This is a genomic window from Robertkochia aurantiaca (assembly GCF_020166495.1).
GTDB classification, from domain to species: Bacteria; Bacteroidota; Bacteroidia; order Flavobacteriales; family Flavobacteriaceae; genus Robertkochia; species Robertkochia aurantiaca.
Genome location: NZ_JAINZS010000002.1, coordinates 59,921 through 76,648, shown reverse-complemented (window position 1 = coordinate 76,648; position 16,728 = coordinate 59,921). Strand labels below are relative to the sequence as shown.

Genomic DNA, 16,728 nt, shown 5'->3' with positions numbered 1-16,728 from the left:
TTACCGAAATGAGACATTTTTTTCTGATCATTATCTTGTTCTCTCAATCAGCTCTCTGGTCCCAATATGTGATACAGAACGAAGATGAGTTGACAAATCTTAAGAAATTACCCCTCGAGATCGTTTATATCAGTTATACAGGATCTGTGGTTTTTCCTGGAGAATATTTGAAATATGCATTTTACTGTATCAATGCGGAATCCAGAAGATCAAGTTCGATCAGTAAGGTAGGCTATGTGTCATTAGTGAATTCCCGGGGGGAATTTGTGTTGAAACAGAAGATAAAATTACAAAAGGGATTTGGGCAGGGCGATCTTTTTATAGGTACTGATCTCCCCTCGGGGAACTATAAATTACTGGGGTATACGCAGTGGATGAAAAACATTGGTCTGTCACAGGTTTACCAGGATGATATTACAATTATTAACCCGTACAGGAATGATCATCTCAGGGCTCCTTCAGCTAGAGATTCGCTCAGTCTGGCAGCGTTCCAAAAAAAGCAACCACTGGCAGATTCAGCTACCATCGGGTTGCAGACCGGTCGTCGTCAATACCGAAAGCGGGAGAAAATTGAGCTCACTCTAAAGAACTACAAGGGGAAATTAGGGTATGGGACCTACACCATTAAGGTCAAAAGGAAATCACCCCTGAAAGTTTTCGAACAACTCAGTGCCATGGAATTCGGCGAATCTTACCCAGATAAAAGCAGGCAGATACCACAACAGGTCGGAGACAGTATCTTTCTTCCGGAACAGCGCGGTGAATTGCTTTATGGCACAGCAAAGCAAATGAACGGTGAGCCTGCAGTATTGGTGCCCCTGGTGATTTCAATTCCGGGAGAACAATTCATTCTGAAGTTCTCTACCACTGATTCCCTGGGGAACTTTTATACCTACCTAAGAAAGGATTATAAGGGGAATAGAGTTGTAGTACAGCCACTTGAAGAGGAAAGGAAGCTGGCTATTCAAGTGGGTTCTCCAAAAGCCTTGAATGTAACTAACCTGGATTTTCCTCCATTTTATCTGGACGAATCTATGAGAGAGAATATACTTAAAAGGAGTGTTCATAATCAGGTCGAAAATCAGTTTTTTACGATGAAACCAGATTCAATTCAGGCAGGAGATATATTTGATCCATTTAACGGAGGACTTCCCGAGGTTTTTGAGCTTGATGATTATACCCGTTTTCCAACTTTCGAGGAAACGCTGATTGAAATTTTAAATACAGCCGGTTACAGGCGAAATAAAGAAGGAAATCATTATATCAGAATACTACAGGATTTTGAAACTTATAATGAAGGGTATAACGATTTTCCTGCGATCGTATTGATAGACGGGGTGTTCATAAGAGACCATGAATCGATCAAAGACTTCGATGCCAGAAAGATTAAGTCTGTAAGCCTGGTACGAGACCAATTTCAGATCGCTGATAAACAATTCCAGGGAATAATGGCTATCGAAACATTCGAGGGTGATTACGCAAACGATTTTAATACTCTGTCAGGCGTCAAATCACCCATTAATGCTCCCCAACCTACAAAACAGTATTTTGTTCAGCGATATGAAGATGAAAATAAGGAATATGCCCGTGTACCGGATTATAGAGATTTGCTTCTTTGGCAACCTTTCGTTGAAATAAAAGGCAGCAGTCTCGACTTTTCTTTTTTTACTTCAGACCTTACGGGTGAATTCGAAATCTTTCTGGATGGTTTCACCTCTTATGGGAAACCTGTTAGTTTAAAAAAGAGCTTCATTGTTAAAGACTGAAAATTTGTTTCAAAATTTAATACATCAATTGATAGAAGATAGACTTATTCTAAAGTCCAATCATGATGACTGGCTTTGGGAAATCAATTAGGAATATCCAAAGCTTTGATCCTGTCTACATATTCCTCAGGCAGGATCAGCTTTTTTAACGGCCATTCCCACTTGGTTCCTTTCAGGGATCTGTAAACAGGTAGAAATGGCGAGAGCGTTGAGCGTTTGCTGAATCCAAGCATCTTTCTTACTTGTATGGGAACAACCAATTTCTGAGCTTCCTTTAAGAGTAAATACCGGCCCGGTCCCAGGTGTTTACGGTATTGTTTAAAGAGGTTCCCGGTAAGATAACTGTTCTCCAGGTTATTTATGATATGATTTTCACGCATATCTACCCAGCTATCGTAGTCCCGGGGTAATCCGTTGATCTGCATTCGGCTTCCCACTCTCAAGAAAACCTCAAAGACTTCCTTTTTTTCCGCGAGATCCATGGAGTGACCGAATACCTCGTATGAACGTATCGAATAATCTATCAGCATGAACAGCACATCTCTGTATGCCCAGTCAGGAATCTTTCTTTCACGGGATTTTTCAACCGCGCTGTGGATGGAACTGATCCGGTCGATAGCGCTTTCAGCCTTGTTCTCTGCTGAAAATACGATATCCCTGGCATAGGTTACGGTTGAAAATAGCCTACCCAGCGGATCGGCAGGGAGTCGTCCGGTAAAATACAGCCAGTCTACCGCCTTATTCAAAGCGAATTCAGCAGCAGCCCCGGCGAATATCAGTAAGATGGTATCGCCCTGCCCCCATATTTCTCTAACGACCGAACCTTTTTCAACGAAATAATTCATTATCAGAAATATACATCTTGCCGGGATTTAAAAGAAATGATCTGTGAAGTTTTAGGGGTGTTTTAACTTAAAACATCTACTCCTATCCGTTATTCCTAAGGTTCAGATCTTTAACCTATACCACCGAACCCGGCATATTGAATCTAGGAACCTGTGTTTGGTTCATGATCATAGGGAATATAATTTTCCCACTTCCAGGGCGTGTAGGTGTCTTTGAGTGCGACTTGCAAAACATATTTAAAGATACTTTCAGCGTTATCACTGTTCGACATAATCATAATCCCTTTACCCGTTTCAGGAAATAAAATGGAGTAATGCTGAAAACCATTACCATGACCTTCTTTGAACACTCCTTTTCCAAAAGGTGTTTCCAGATAGCCCCACCCCAAAGCATAACTGAGGTTGATATCGTTATTGGCATCGGTCATCTTATTGGCTCCCGGGCCGAATTGATTTTTGGTTCTGATGCGTATCTGCGGACTAAACAACTCGTTATATGATGATTCAGAAAGAAGCTTCCGGTTTAATACGGCTTGGAGGAATAGCGTGTAGTCTTGGGCTGTGGTTTCAAGCGTTCCGGCACCCCTGGGTTCATTGTCTTTATCTTTTTTATACCTTCGTTCCTCACGGTTGTGCCCAAAGGCAAAATCTTTCTCGAAACGTTTTTCCCACTGATAAGAGGAGTTGGTCATTTTCAGGGGTTTAAAAATCCGATCCTCAGCTAGTTCCTGCAGTCCTTTTCCGGTTATCTTTTCCAGTACTACCTGGAGATATATCAGGCCTTCGCCGCTATATTGATAACGCTCTCCCGGTTGGTTTACCACCCTGAGCTTCTGATCCGGCTCGAACCAACGGTAATTTGGAAAACCGGCTGTATGTGATAAACACATTCTGGCGGTTATTTTTGAGTAAAGGGAATCATTCTTCAGATCTGAATAATCGTCATGCCAGCGTGTTTCAGGTTCATACTGGTATATCTTCTTAGGAAGATAAGACTGCAGGGGCGTATCGAGGTCTATAAAACCTTCTTCCACCAGTTTCATCACCAGGACACTGAAAACCGCCTTACTGAATGAAGCCCCGTAAATATTTGTTGAAGGTGAAAGGGCTTGTTGTAAATCGGCGTTTTTAAATCCGTATGTCTGCGTATGAACAACTTCTGAATTATTGAAAACAGAGATTGCCATCCCGGTTACATTGGCTTTTCCCATGAGTATTTCAATCTCCCGGTTAAGGTCTTTCACCTGAATTTCAGAACCGTCAAGCCTTTCGATCGTTTGGGAGTGAGCCGAGGGAGCGGTACACATCAATAACAGAACGATCAGTACTAAACTGGAATGCCTTTTTGTTTTAGAAGATGCGGTTCGGAAAAAGGGTATGGAAGGTGGATAAAAACAGCGTGTCTTTTTTACCACTGTTATCACGTTGATCAGAATAATACCCAGGTACAGAGGGATGAAACTGATAAAAATTATGAATCCCCATTTTTCTATGGTCAGTAAGGCCACGAATGAAAGCATGTAAAGTAAGGTAGCAGTTATCTGAAAATTCAGGATCTTTCTCCCGTGTTGGTCGTACAGATCATTGTCGTCCCGTTTATGAATCCATAAGAACAGGGGGATCAGGATATTGAAGAGGGGTAGAAACAGCCCGAAAAGTGGGGTACCATGCATGAAAATAAGCCATTTCTTCTGAATATCTTCCTTTTTGGGATCATCAAGGGGTAACAGATCGCCCGGTTCTATTTCCAGTGCGGCTGCGAGTAATTTTATGGTTTGGAGGTGCGGATTCACAGATCCCTTTTCGATTCGCTGTATGGTACGAACGGTGACCTGGGTGCGTTCAGCCAGTTCTTCCTGTGTCAATCCTTTTAACTGCCTTTGATAAAGCAGATTCTTTCCTATAGTTTGATTACTCATGATTTTATCTTTTGTTTGACATGTCAAAACTAGCCGATAAACCGGTACATCGTTACGACATTTGGGTGTCACCTTTATGTCATAACATTCAAAACTAATGCATTTCAGGTTTTTTCTTCTATATAAGGCTTATGAAGGTTCCGGGGTTTGGACGACGGCTCACTCCTTACCGGCGATCAGACTATGAGCCCAAACTCCCTGGCTTTTATCAAGGCCTCATCTGCATCGTTGAAAAGAAAAGCTTTCACATGAGCTGTATTTTCGATCAGTTCTTTTACATAGACTGATTTCTTTGAACCCTTTATGTTACGAATAAATACGGCTTTGATCCGGTCTTCAAAATTTCGGGCTATTTCGAGATAGATATCATGGTCCTGATCGGCGGCATCACCAATGAGAACGAATTCCATATCGGGATAGGTAGTTAGCAGTCTGCTGATGGTTCGGTACTTATTCCGAACGGTGAAATGTTTTTTTCTTACCAGGTGAAGCCCGAAATCTCTTAATAACAATATGCCCTCGGGGAAGTCATGAAAATCCAGAAAGTCGATCAGGTAGTCATACAAGTTCCAGGGGCTGTTAGACAAATAGAAGAATGGATTACTGCTGTTTTGCTCAGGACCTTTTCTCAGTTTTTTATAGAAGCGGTTCATGCCCTCAAGAGGTTTTCTTTTCGAGCTATGTCTTAAAAGTGTATTGATCAGCACCTGGTGTTTGAACCGGGAACTGATTCCGGTTTGAAGAACCGTGTCGTCCATATCGCTTATGATTCCGAAGTTTGATACAGGAAGTGGCTTTAACAGTTTTGTCTCTGTAGTGAACACTTCCTCATTTTTATGGAGCAGTTGGAATCTGGCAGGTATCCATTCTGAGGAGACCTTTTGCAGGCTTTCATTTTCTACTTTCTCGTCTACGTAAATATATCCTTCCTTATCTGAACGATAGGTGAATTCCATATCTAAAATATGTACTCTTACCAGGGCATTCTTAATTTCATCAGATTCAAACCGTTTATACGAATTGTACAGATTTTTCAGCAGGCTGTCATTTTGATGGTGTTTGATACCCTCATCTTCAAGCACCCTTGCCTTTGCATAAATCTGTTGATCAGAAGCAAAACCCTGATAAGGCAATACGATCACCGGTTTCTTTCTTCCTAATATTTTCCTGAAGAGATTCTTTGATGCCATGTTGAAAGCTTAAGAAAGAATAAGTCACCCGGAAAATAAATAGATTTTTTCAAAAGCCTTTAGTTATCAGTAAAATACTGTTTAACTTATATGGAAATAAACAGCGAAAAAACCGGAATCATGAATTGGTACAAGTTTTTAATGATCACTCTATTCTGTATTGTTACTGGTTGCAGCTCTCAGCAAAACGCAGCGGAGAAGACAGTCCAATTGGAAAAGCTACATGAATTGGTTGAATCCATGAATTTTGAAATACGTGCGAATTATGCGGCTCCCTTGCCCTCACAGGGCTTTCAGGCGGCTGTTAATTCAGGCTTGCTTTGGCCGGGTAATACTGCCAGCAGAATCAACATTCAGGGAACCCCCAATTATCTGATCATGAAAGGTGACAGTGTGAAGGCTGATCTGCCGTATTTCGGAGAGAGGCAGATGTCTGCTCCTTATGGAGCCAGAGATATCGGAATCACTTTCGATGGCCCGGCAAGAGACCTTGAAGTGTCATTCGATAAAGATAAAGAACGATACAATATAAGTTTTTCGGCCAGTAAAAAGACAGAGAGTTATAAGATAAACCTGATACTTTTTCCTAATCTGAATGCTTCAGTATGGGTGAACAGTTCTCAAAGGTTCTCTATCGGATATCAGGGCAACGTAAAACAAATAGAATCAGAATAAAGCAAGTTAGCGATATCTCTCAGATGAATCAATTTGATTATATACCTGCTTGATGAAAAGATTTCCTCTTTATATTTCAGGTGGATTATTGTTGTTGAGTGTCATTGCCTGGTTTCTTTCCCCGGAATTTCAGACTTTCGTGAATCAGGGCTGGGATGTTTTGAAGAGCGGGGAACCCTCTCAGATCAAGGATTGGATCACAAGTTTCGGCTGGCTGGCTCCCCTTTTGATCATTATTTTAATGATCGTACAGATGTTTCTTATCGTGATTCCGAGTGTAGGACTCATGGTTGTTTCCATTCTTTCTTACGGGCCTTATTGGGGCTCTGTTCTGGCCATTTTCGCTGTTTTTGCGGCTTCTACAGTTGGATACTTCGCCGGACGTTATGTGGGGCCGTCGATTATGGAAAAATTTCTGGGGGGAAATAAAGAACAAAAGTTGGAAGGATTTCTTAAAGACTATGGTTTCTGGGCAGTTTTTATTACCCGTTTGAATCCTTTATTATCAAATGATACCATCAGTTTTGTGGCGGGTATTCTGGGGATTGACTATTTCACTTTCATTCTGGCCACCGTCGCTGGGACCACCCCGCTGACCATAGCCATAGCTGTGCTCGGGGAAACATCTGACTCCTTTGAAGAGGGGATGCTTTGGGGGTCAGTGGCGATGTTTCTTCTGCTTCTGATTCATTACTTATGGAAACGATTTTTCAGGAATTGATACTTTGCTATTATTGATCAAGAGTGTCTAGCACAGTCGAGGTAGCCAATTCCCGCCATAATTTCCATTCGCCATCATTTCCCTTTTTCAGCAGGGCTATGTAGGTATCTTTCAGACTGATTACATTTCCTTGCTCATCGGTATAAAAAACTTTGCTCGTTCCCATATCGTAGGCAATACTATCGCTCATGACGATCGTTTCGATCGGACTCATAATGATACTGTCATAGCCAAATGTTCCTTTTTCGGCGGCAAGCTCTCTCATTTTTACCCAATCGGCGCTGCCGGGCCCGACAACGTAGAGATCAGGATGAGTGAAATTCTCGATGTCTTCAAATCGGCCTTGATTGATGGCGTTGGTAAATCCTTCGCGGGTGCGTTCAACTCCTTCGAGTATAGCCTTCATGTCCATTTTGTCTTCGACTTCAGTAACTTCAATAACTGGTTTTTCCTCCTGGCAGGCAATGAAGGTGACTGCACAAAAGACTGTAAAGATTATTTTTTTCATATGGTTGGTTTTTAATTACTAATTCAATCTTTTAAGGTGGGCTTCTCAGGAATGGCGTCACCTTCCTTTTTCAGATAGGTGTCAAACCATCTCAGCATGCGCAGGCTGTAGTCATAGCGTGCAGTTGATTTTCTGTTCCCGTGGCCTTCTCCGGGGTAGAGCACCAGTCGCACCGGGGTATCTGTTCTTGTCTTGATATGACGGTAAAGCTCATAAGATTGTCCGGGATCTACACGGGTGTCATCTTTGCCTGCCATGATCAACAACGGTGTTTTACTTTGATCGGCATAGTAAATCGGACTTCGTTCCAGGAAGAACTGATAGTCATCCCAAATGCGCTTCCTGCTATGTACCAGGAACATTTCTTCCGGTATATCACTGGTGCCCCATTTTGAAAGATTGTTGCTGATTCCAACAAACATGACACCGGCAGCAAACCGCTCGGTATGCCGGGTAGCCATCCATGCGGTAGCGTAACCCCCGTATGATCCTCCTGTCACTCCAACTCTGGACCCGTCTATACCGTAATTTTCAATCAGGTGATCTATTCCGTCTATGATATCGTCAAACTCCTTACCTGCCGGATCTCCCTGGCTTGACATGGCATAGGTCAGTCCGCGACCTGTACTGCCACGGTAATTAGGATAGAATACGGCGTATCCTTTCCCTGCAGCCATCTGTCCCGGTACGCTGTAAGCGGTTAGCCAGCCGTTATCGTAATGCGCTTCCGGACCTCCGTGAACCACAGTTATGAGCGGAGCATTGTCGAGCTGGCTGACTGGGTGTATAAGTATCCCTTCGACCCTGGTACCATCGTCTGCAGCATAGGAGATGACTTCCTGTTTTCCCATAGCTTTTTCCTTAAGCCATGGATTCAGGTCGGTCAGGCGTTTTACATTACTGTCTCCCGATTTCAGATAGAGCTCATCCGGGTGTTGCGGGGTATTGGCTATAAGGGCAATGATGCCTCCTTTATTTACACTGAAATGGCTGAGGTCGATATCTTTTTGATGAAATACTGTTTCGAAATCATTTCCTATATCGAATTTCTGAAGTTTGCTATAGACACCTTCACTGCTGATGGTCATCAGGTGTTGGTTGTCCAGCCATGCCACCTGTTCGAATGCGCCCGGATAATCTTTTTTGATGATTCGTGGTTCTCCGTCAGAAAGTGCCGTGATCAGCAGTCTGCCATCAATGGGGTCATTCTTATCGGCTCCTGCGATCATGGCGATATGTTTGCCATCGGGACTCCATTCAAAATCTCCCAGTTTGGCTGTATGATCGATCCTTCTGCTGACCTGATAACTGGATGGATTCACGATGAAGATCTTGGAACTTGTATAAAAGTCATCGACCAGGGGAGAAGGAGCTGCTTTCACGGCCAGATGTGATCCTTCAGGACTCCATTTGACCTGGCTTACGTGATAATCCATATTTACTTTACGGGAGACTGCCTCTTCGAGAGAGACGATATAGGCTGCGGTATTGATCTGTTCTTCTTCATATATCTCAGGTTGGTATGGAAGTTCTGAGCCCTCTTCGTTTTCTTCGGGAGGATTGGCGGTAAAAGCCAGAACAGAGCCATTGGGATGCCAGTAGTAATCTTTAATATCTGTGGTGAATTCAAAGACTTTTTCCGGGTCTCCTCCCGATAATGCGATCTCGTATATGGCTGAGGTTTCCTGGCCTTCCGGTTTAGCTATAAAGCTTACTGTCTGTGAACCGGGTCTGAACTGTACCTGGCTCACACTTAGGTTATTTACCAATGTCACCTGTTGTCCTGAAGCAATACTATGCTTAAAAAGGTGTGTTTCAGGGAGCTCATTGCTTTCCTTTGGATCTGCGGGAACAGTTATAGTGTATAGAATATGCTCTCCATCTTCAGACAACATGGCATTTGTAACTGATCGAAGGTTGCTGATATCTTCAGGAGTCAGTGTCTGTTTTTCCTGAGCCCGGATCATGAGCGAAACAGAAGCGACCGCCAGAAATAACAAAAGTCTCATGGTGATAGATATTTAAATTATACTATCACAAGATATTGAATTTCAGTGAAAAAGCGTTATTCTTCTGCCGGTGGCAATACCTTTGAAGTAAGATCATTGCTGTATAAATCTGAATTGCCTGATCTTTTCCTCCAGGTCTTCCTGCCCGTCATTGGCAAGAATAAGGCCTAATGAACGTTCAGGGCCTTTCAGCACATAGTTGGTCTGGTAAAGGGTGTCGTCTTCCATTTCAATAGCATATTTCAGTTTGATATACTGATGCTGTCCTTTATTGACCGAAGTTTCCAGAATATCGAGTTTGGCACCCATAGACCTCGTTTTTAGGTAGAGATCATCCCGGGTTATGGTGCTAAGCATCTGTGCCGTATTTTTAGTCATCGGAATATTGTGTCCGGCTACCATTTGTATATTGTTCAAGACGTTTGAGGTATCGATAAAAATACGCAATCGTTCATCTGACTGAAGCATGGAACGATATGACTCCAATGCCATGATTTCGTTCATGGATTTCTTTTTCTGAATAAGACCAGACAGAGCTTCGCTGTTGTATTCTTTGAATTGTGAAGGAAGTTCAAGATCTATGCGGGACCCGTCAAGCAAGAGTTCATGTTTACTGGAGGTGTTGCTGTCTGCGCAGGCATAGCATATCAGGCACAGCAGAAGGCAGGATAAGGTTTTCATAAAGCATATGGTTAATGGTTAAGTTAGAGAAAAGAAGTGGTATGGTAAGAAAAATCCAGTTCATATACAGGGATTTGGGGCTACCCTTATTTCAAATGTAGGAAAAATATTTCAAAAATTATCAAAATAGAACGTATGAGCCTTGAGAATTATCTGTGATAAACGTTCCAATCAGCGGGTCGGGATATAAAAATTGAAAAATTAGTTGCATCTTATTTCAGTTTAATTGTATATTCGCAGCCCGAAAGCAAAAGGGTCGCGTAGCTCAGTTGGATAGAGCATCTGCCTTCTAAGCAGACGGTCACAGGTTCGAATCCTGTCGCGATCACCACCGGAAACCCTCAGTAAACCCTGGGGGTTTCGTGGTTTTTATATTAAGGGTCGGTTTAATGTGCTCTATCTAATAGTGGAATAAAAAGTGGAATACTAACCATTTCTTCTCGATCAAAAAGAAAACAAATTTTCATTCAATTTGTTGTTATAATCTTAATCCAAATTTGGCTTTAAACCTTCATTTAAACATCGCTTTTATAAGGCATATCCCTTTGGCTATAAATACTCTAATTTTACCATAATAACCTTAGATAGGACCGTGTTATCGAATTTATTCGCTTTTCAGTTGAAGCGTTTTACCGGGTTTATTTCAAGTAATATATTCGTTCAAGCAATCCAATATTGCATTCGAAAAGTCCAACCTTCTGGAGCTCTTATAATCAATATTCTTTATTAAACTAAAATTAGCAGTGAATTCTTTCTAAGTCTTAGGCTTGCAAGGATATTGCAAATTCATTGCAAATTTTCAAAACTCCAGAGAAGGATGATTAGGGGCAAGGTCATACTTGATAAGAGACGATCAACTAAAAAGGGTTTCCCAGTTAAAATTAGACTATTCTATAAGGGTAAATACACATACATACCATTAAAAATTTATCAGTTCTCAAAGGAGTTAAATCACACTACTGAGATAAGAAAAATTGAATATAAGTTAAGTAGAAGGTTAGATTATTGTAACGAATATGATTTGAACTACGAGGATTCACTTTATATAATAAAGAATGGACCTAATGATCAGTTCGCAGTGAATAAGCTTGAAAAAGATTTGGAAAATTTAAGGTCAAAAAACTCCATAACCTTTTCTGAATTTGCTAATATCCTAATCTATGAAAAGGAAGCTAAAGGTCTATCCTCCCAACATCTCAAGGAGGCTGTAAATCAATTAACAAAATTCCTGTCTGGTAAAAGCCTTTTAATCAATGATATAAACTATGAGCTTTTAAATCAGTTCATACTTTATAAAAAGCTCTCAGGAACAGGTGAGCATGGTATTTCTTATTATTTGCGGTCCATGCGTACGATTTATTTAGAAGCACAAAGAAGGGAGTCGTACGGCATCAAGTCTGGGAACCCTTTCAAGGGTCTCATTAAAAAGGGCAAGAAGAAAGAGATACCCAACATTTCACCTGAAGATCTTCGAAGAATTTTTAACTACGAATCCAATTCGAGTTCTCTTGCTAATAAGCGTAGCATGAAGAGAACCGCTCGAATTTGGTTGTTTCAGTTCGCTATCGGTGGACAGGATTATATTGACATAGCTCATTTAACTTGGGACAATATTTCCAACGATCGAATTAGATTTCAACGCTATAAGAATAAAAATAAACCTGGAGGAGGTCCTATAATAGATAACCGTTTAAATCGATATGCGTTAGATATAATAAAAAAATACGGGGACAGATCTTCAAGACGGATTTTTTCTTTTATACCTATTGACAAGAGGTATAAACATCATCGACAGAATATTAATAGGTCACTTAAAACGATTTCAGCTGCTTTAGAATTTCAATCAGAATTGAAAACCAAATCTCCAAGATATTTATTCAGGACTTATGCTGGAAATTTACTTATAAATACTCTTGTTATAATGCAGATTCAGGGTCATACACCCCAAGGAATCACATTTGGTTATCAAAGAAGATTACCTAATTCAATTATTGATAAGGAATTAGCAAAAATTAATAAGCAAATTTTTATATGATGCTCTCACGGTCTTCTTGCCTTTTTATCCAATAATGCTTTAATATCTTTTGTAAAGACTTGTTTCTTTGAAAGTTGTAAGTCAATTTGTTCTATTAGAAATACTATGCATTTCCTCATTATTTCTGCACTGTTTAAGCATTCTACCTCCTTAGCCCCATGTAGACCTTCGCTGAGTTCATCATAAATGGTTTTTAAAGGATTTATCCCATCTAATCTTAAGGAAGCAGGCAATAAATCCATAACCAAACTAATTTTTTCGGTGGCATTTTTAGAGTGTTTACTTTTTTCCAATGCCTCATGATAAACTTGTTTATCTTCATCATCATCGATCATCTCTTCAATCTTTTCGATTAATTCTACGATAATTTCTTCGATGATTCTTCTATAATATGCATATGCTCCAATCCCATAAGAGTTAGCCTCACATATTAAACCCTTGTTGTAATTGCTATAATGTTTACCCAATGTTTTTTTCAGCTTTTTGTTCGATTCAACCTCCCATTGAGGATACTGACCTGTCTTAAACATAATTTTATTTTCTTCATCGAGGTGAATTGAATAAATCCTTTCGAATTGGTGGCAAGATTGACACTTGAAATACAAGGTGAAATTTAGAATGCTTGATTGAGATGATCCTTTCATGAAAGAAGGGAGCATTTGATCATAATTTGCTTTTAAATTGAAGGTTTCATTAGTTTTACAATGATTACAATATTCGTTGATAGAAACTTGATTCCAAAGAAGCATTTTGGGTATATCTTCTAAAGTGATATCATACTTTTTATATAAAGGGTAATCTTCTAAAAATTCCTTATCGAATATATCTACAAACTTAAATCCACCTCTCATTTTTCTTGTTTTGTGGTATATTATTGTAAATATATTGCAAATAAATTACTTGAAACTTTGTTAGTCTTTAAAATAGAGCAGTGATATTTAACCTTCTAAGCAGACGGTCACAGGTTCGAATCCTGTCGCGATCACTTAAAGCAAAAACCGCATCAGCAATGATGCGGTTTTTTTATTCCCCAGAGTGTCAAAAGCTTGCTTTTGAAAGCGAAGGGGAATAAAAAAAGCGATCACCGCGCCAGCGGTGATGGTTTTTATTTTCAGGAGGGGTTGTTACAGGATCACGCAGTAATCCTGCACTTGCTTTTGAAAGCGAAAGGGAATAAAAAAAGCGATCGCCGCGCCAGCGGGGATGGTTTTTATTTTCAGGAGTGGCTGTTACAGGATCACGAAGTAATCCTGTTCACCCCAGAGCGTCGTTTGCATGGCCTGCCGGCTGGCCCCTACGCTAAAAAAGTCCACCGGACCTTTTTTAATACGCTCGGTCCTGTAAGTGAATGGGGAATAAAAAAAGCGATCACCGCGCCAGCGGTGATGGTTTTTATTTTCAGGAGGGGTTGTTACAGGATCACGCAGTAATCCTGCACTTGCTTTTGAAAGCGAAAGGGAATAAAAAAAGCGATCGCCGCGCCAGCGGGGATGGTTTTTATTTTCAGGAGTGGCTGTTACATGATCACGCAGTAATCCTGTTCACCCCAGAGCGTCGTTTGCCCGCCCCGCCGGCTGGCCCCTACGCTAAAAAGGTCCACCGGACCTTTTTTAATACGCTCGGTCCTGTTAGTGAATGGGGAATAAAAAAGCGATCACCGCGCCAGCGGGGATGGTTTTTATTTTCAGGAGTGGTTGTTACAGGATCACGAAGTAATCGTTAGGTCCTCATTGATGAAGATCTCTGCATGAATGAAGTGTCTACTCCTTTTTCAGTTCATCCAGCTCCGGTACCCGCAATAGCTCTGCATCCCATCCTGCCCTTTTAGCACCGGCCTGATAAGAGCTTTCCAGAAATTCTAACAATAATTGCTTAGGGTTTTCTTTCTGCCTGATATCATCATACATCAGTAAAGCCATGGGGGTTCCGTTGTTCTCTATCCATATTGCTTCTGCAGGCTTTAATGGTTCCTGTTCCAGTCCTTCAGGGGAAGGATAGGTATAAGAATAAAACGCGGGCGCTCTTACATCTTTATCCCCGGCCCAAAAGCCAAAGCTTATAACCTCATGAGAATAAGCATCGAGATCAGCGATGCTGCCTTCAGACATTTGAGGTCCTTTTTCTCCGGAGAACCGGGTTACAGCCAGATCCATATGGTGCCAGTACAGGTGAACCGGACAAGTCTTGCTGTACGAACGGCCGCTGAATTCTTTGAAAACCTGATCTACCTGAATCAATATCTGCCAGAACCGGGTTACATATTCTTTCTGGTAATTGTTATGTTGCGAATCTTTATCAAAAGGAATAGTATCAGCCAGGTCATAAGGTATATTCTTGATTGAAACCATGACGCCTGTATCACTGAGCCCCTTCATGATATTGCTGTAAAAGTTGCCTACACTTAAACCATCTTCAAGGCTGAAACTACTCTGATTTCCATTACTGCTGAATATTTCGACTTGATGTTGTATAAAATTGAGCTGAATCTCAAAAACAAAATCGTTATAGGGGATAGGGCCGGTACAGATCCCTCTGCTGTTGACATAAAGCGTAATATACCACCAGTGATTCTTTCGTGGCATCAGGGCAAGCCTGATCTTACCTACGATCTGTAAATACCGGTGTAGTGTTTCTTTTGTAGGTTCCCATTCGTCTATGGGCAGGGCAGGAAAGGACGCGGAGAAAGGTGCCATATTGTTCCGGATTTATCTGTTCTTAAATATACTGATAAAACAGAACTAACTGATTATTAGTAATTTATATTTGAGATTCCATAAAAGGATAATGAATGGGTTTTATTCCACTTTTCCCAATACTGTCATGGAGGAGTATTTAGTAGGGATGGAATAATTCCTGTTCTGATTTCGTTCAAAGGGTCGCATAAACTGAATATTAATTTTTGAAGATCAAGGGAGATCTTACTATTTAACGTGTAATTAGCCTTTTCAATCGTAGATTTTAATCATTAAAAAGCAGGCTTTTGTATATTTCTGATAATCGCTGTCACAATTGCGACGCCCGATTTTACCGCTATGATTTACAGAATGTTGAGGGTGAGTGCCTTTAGAAAAAATGATTATTTCCTTTTATAAAGTATGATACCTGTTATAAGATTCCGGATTCTGATTTTTCCCGTTTTTTTATCCTTACTGGCCGGATCCTGTTCCCTGGTAAGGATCGAAAGTGAGCAGGAACCTCTTTCTGTCAATGATCTCAACACCCGCCTGCTGATACAGGCTTTTGCCGAAGAAAGCCTAGAGCGCACTGAAACAGCGGCCGACAGCATTATAAAGGAGGCCGAGGGGTTTAATGAGATCCAAAAGCGGGCACTGAGATGGAAAATCCACACTGCTTCTGAGCTTTCGGCTACCAGTTTTCAAACCTTACCACGGGTGGCACTGGTAGATACCTGGTCTTATATGCTCGAGATGCAGCACTATTTTGAACAACCTGAGGCCGATTCGCTTTTTGGTTCCTATACTCAGATTGCCCGTTCAGCTGTTCGAACAAATGCGGAGCGTGTCGAAAATATTGCAGCCAGTGTATTGAATAAAAAGGAATTTTTAAGCTACAAAGATTTTGTTGAATCGTACGCCACAGAGCATAAGTTGAAATTTACAGATGGTTTACAGCATTCGCCCATTCGTGACGCCTATATTTCGTTCAGGAATCTTGAAGATAGCACAGCTGTAAGAACTGTGGGAACCCTGTCTGAAGTTGTGGCCGACGCCACAAACCGCTTCGATTTCGGTGCAGATGTTGCAGGGAAAAGATTGGCCTGGCAGACTTCCCTGTTCTTAAAAGAAGAGGGACTGGACTCTGTTCCGCTGGAGTCACGCCTGGCAGCAGTCGAATACGAACTGGAAAGACTGGCCGATGTAGCTGTTAATTCTCCGGAAATCCTTTCCGAAGCTATTGCAGATTTCCGTCGTTCGGTATATCCTGTTATCGCTGATCTGAATACCGGAATGGACCGAAGTATGGCTACTCTTTCCCACGAAATGGATGCTCTCGACAGAATGATACTCAGAGAAAGAATTGCTCTGGACACCATCATTAAACGGGAACGTATTGCTTTCAGCCGGGAAGCTAAAGTAATCGCTGATAACGGGGTTAAGAATGCCATGGATGAACTTCACGGGATGATAAAGACGCTGCTGTTCTTCCTCGTGATTTTACTGATCATACTACTCGGTTTACCCTTTTACCTCGGATATCTTTTGGGTAAACGTTCCGGAAAAAGAGCACAGCCATAAGGAAGCATTTCGACGGGCTGTACACTTTTTGGAAAATAAGTCTGACTTTCCCGTGAAATTTTATCTTCAATTGAACACAATTGACCGTAATTCTAGTTCATTAATAAAGGCTTTCTACGATTG

Annotated in this window: 14 protein-coding genes and 1 tRNA gene; 7 read left to right on the top strand and 8 right to left on the bottom strand. The window is 41.2% G+C overall.

What is annotated here, in order from left to right; translation table 11 throughout:
• Nucleotides 1-8 precede the first annotated feature (8 nt).
• The gene (locus K7R10_RS02795; protein WP_224483166.1) at nucleotides 9-1,766 is read left to right on the top strand and encodes a hypothetical protein; all 1,758 of its coding nucleotides are present in this window, start codon (nucleotides 9-11) and stop codon (nucleotides 1,764-1,766) included.
• Nucleotides 1,767-1,849: 83 nt separating this feature from the next.
• Here K7R10_RS02795 and K7R10_RS02790 read toward each other — a convergent pair whose 3' ends face one another.
• The 3 genes from K7R10_RS02790 to K7R10_RS02780 form a co-directional block, all read right to left on the bottom strand.
• The gene (locus tag K7R10_RS02790; protein ID WP_224483165.1) at nucleotides 1,850-2,611 is read right to left on the bottom strand and encodes an oxygenase MpaB family protein; all 762 of its coding nucleotides are present in this window, start codon (nucleotides 2,609-2,611) and stop codon (nucleotides 1,850-1,852) included.
• Nucleotides 2,612-2,754: 143 nt separating this feature from the next.
• Entirely contained in the window at nucleotides 2,755-4,530 is a 1,776-nt protein-coding gene (locus tag K7R10_RS02785) for a serine hydrolase (RefSeq protein WP_224483164.1), read from the bottom strand.
• Nucleotides 4,531-4,706: 176 nt separating this feature from the next.
• Nucleotides 4,707-5,720: an App1 family protein phosphatidate phosphatase gene (locus tag K7R10_RS02780; RefSeq protein WP_224483163.1), complete on the bottom strand. Its 1,014-nt coding sequence runs from the start codon at nucleotides 5,718-5,720 to the stop codon at nucleotides 4,707-4,709.
• 210 nt (nucleotides 5,721-5,930) lie between these two features.
• Here K7R10_RS02780 and K7R10_RS02775 point away from each other — a divergent pair, with 210 nt between their 5' ends.
• Both K7R10_RS02775 and K7R10_RS02770 read left to right on the top strand, forming a co-directional pair.
• Nucleotides 5,931-6,395, top strand: a complete 465-nt coding sequence (locus tag K7R10_RS02775) for a DUF4251 domain-containing protein (RefSeq protein WP_255610449.1) — start codon at nucleotides 5,931-5,933, stop codon at nucleotides 6,393-6,395.
• Between the two features lie 52 nt (nucleotides 6,396-6,447).
• The gene (locus K7R10_RS02770; protein ID WP_224483162.1) at nucleotides 6,448-7,116 is read left to right on the top strand and encodes a TVP38/TMEM64 family protein; all 669 of its coding nucleotides are present in this window, start codon (nucleotides 6,448-6,450) and stop codon (nucleotides 7,114-7,116) included.
• Nucleotides 7,117-7,126: 10 nt separating this feature from the next.
• On the opposite strand, the gene K7R10_RS02765 is transcribed toward K7R10_RS02770, so the two are convergent.
• From K7R10_RS02765 to K7R10_RS02755, 3 genes are all read right to left on the bottom strand, one after another.
• The gene (locus K7R10_RS02765) at nucleotides 7,127-7,624 is read right to left on the bottom strand and encodes a DUF4440 domain-containing protein (RefSeq protein WP_224483161.1); all 498 of its coding nucleotides are present in this window, start codon (nucleotides 7,622-7,624) and stop codon (nucleotides 7,127-7,129) included.
• Nucleotides 7,625-7,647: 23 nt separating this feature from the next.
• Nucleotides 7,648-9,633: a S9 family peptidase gene (locus K7R10_RS02760; protein WP_224483160.1), complete on the bottom strand. Its 1,986-nt coding sequence runs from the start codon at nucleotides 9,631-9,633 to the stop codon at nucleotides 7,648-7,650.
• Between the two features lie 93 nt (nucleotides 9,634-9,726).
• Nucleotides 9,727-10,314, bottom strand: coding sequence for a hypothetical protein (locus K7R10_RS02755; RefSeq protein WP_224483159.1), 588 nt, complete (start codon nucleotides 10,312-10,314; stop codon nucleotides 9,727-9,729).
• A 254-nt stretch (nucleotides 10,315-10,568) separates the two neighbouring features.
• Here K7R10_RS02755 and K7R10_RS02750 point away from each other — a divergent pair.
• Nucleotides 10,569-10,645, top strand: a tRNA-Arg gene (locus K7R10_RS02750).
• Between the two features lie 690 nt (nucleotides 10,646-11,335).
• Nucleotides 11,336-12,349, top strand: coding sequence for a phage integrase SAM-like domain-containing protein (locus K7R10_RS02745; protein WP_224483158.1), 1,014 nt, complete (start codon nucleotides 11,336-11,338; stop codon nucleotides 12,347-12,349).
• Between the two features lie 5 nt (nucleotides 12,350-12,354).
• On the opposite strand, the gene K7R10_RS02740 is transcribed toward K7R10_RS02745, so the two are convergent.
• On the bottom strand, nucleotides 12,355-13,200 hold the full coding sequence (locus K7R10_RS02740; protein ID WP_224483157.1) for a hypothetical protein: 846 nt from the start codon (nucleotides 13,198-13,200) through the stop codon (nucleotides 12,355-12,357).
• Nucleotides 13,201-13,401: 201 nt separating this feature from the next.
• Between K7R10_RS02740 and K7R10_RS02735 the strand changes: the two genes are divergently transcribed.
• Nucleotides 13,402-13,779, top strand: coding sequence for a hypothetical protein (locus K7R10_RS02735; protein ID WP_224483156.1), 378 nt, complete (start codon nucleotides 13,402-13,404; stop codon nucleotides 13,777-13,779).
• Between the two features lie 330 nt (nucleotides 13,780-14,109).
• Here K7R10_RS02735 and K7R10_RS02730 read toward each other — a convergent pair whose 3' ends face one another.
• A complete protein-coding gene (locus tag K7R10_RS02730; protein WP_224483155.1) occupies nucleotides 14,110-15,042 on the bottom strand; it encodes a DUF5996 family protein in 933 nt (310 codons plus the stop codon).
• A 402-nt stretch (nucleotides 15,043-15,444) separates the two neighbouring features.
• Here K7R10_RS02730 and K7R10_RS02725 point away from each other — a divergent pair, with 402 nt between their 5' ends.
• Nucleotides 15,445-16,605: a hypothetical protein gene (locus K7R10_RS02725; protein WP_224483154.1), complete on the top strand. Its 1,161-nt coding sequence runs from the start codon at nucleotides 15,445-15,447 to the stop codon at nucleotides 16,603-16,605.
• Nucleotides 16,606-16,728: the final 123 nt, after the last annotated feature.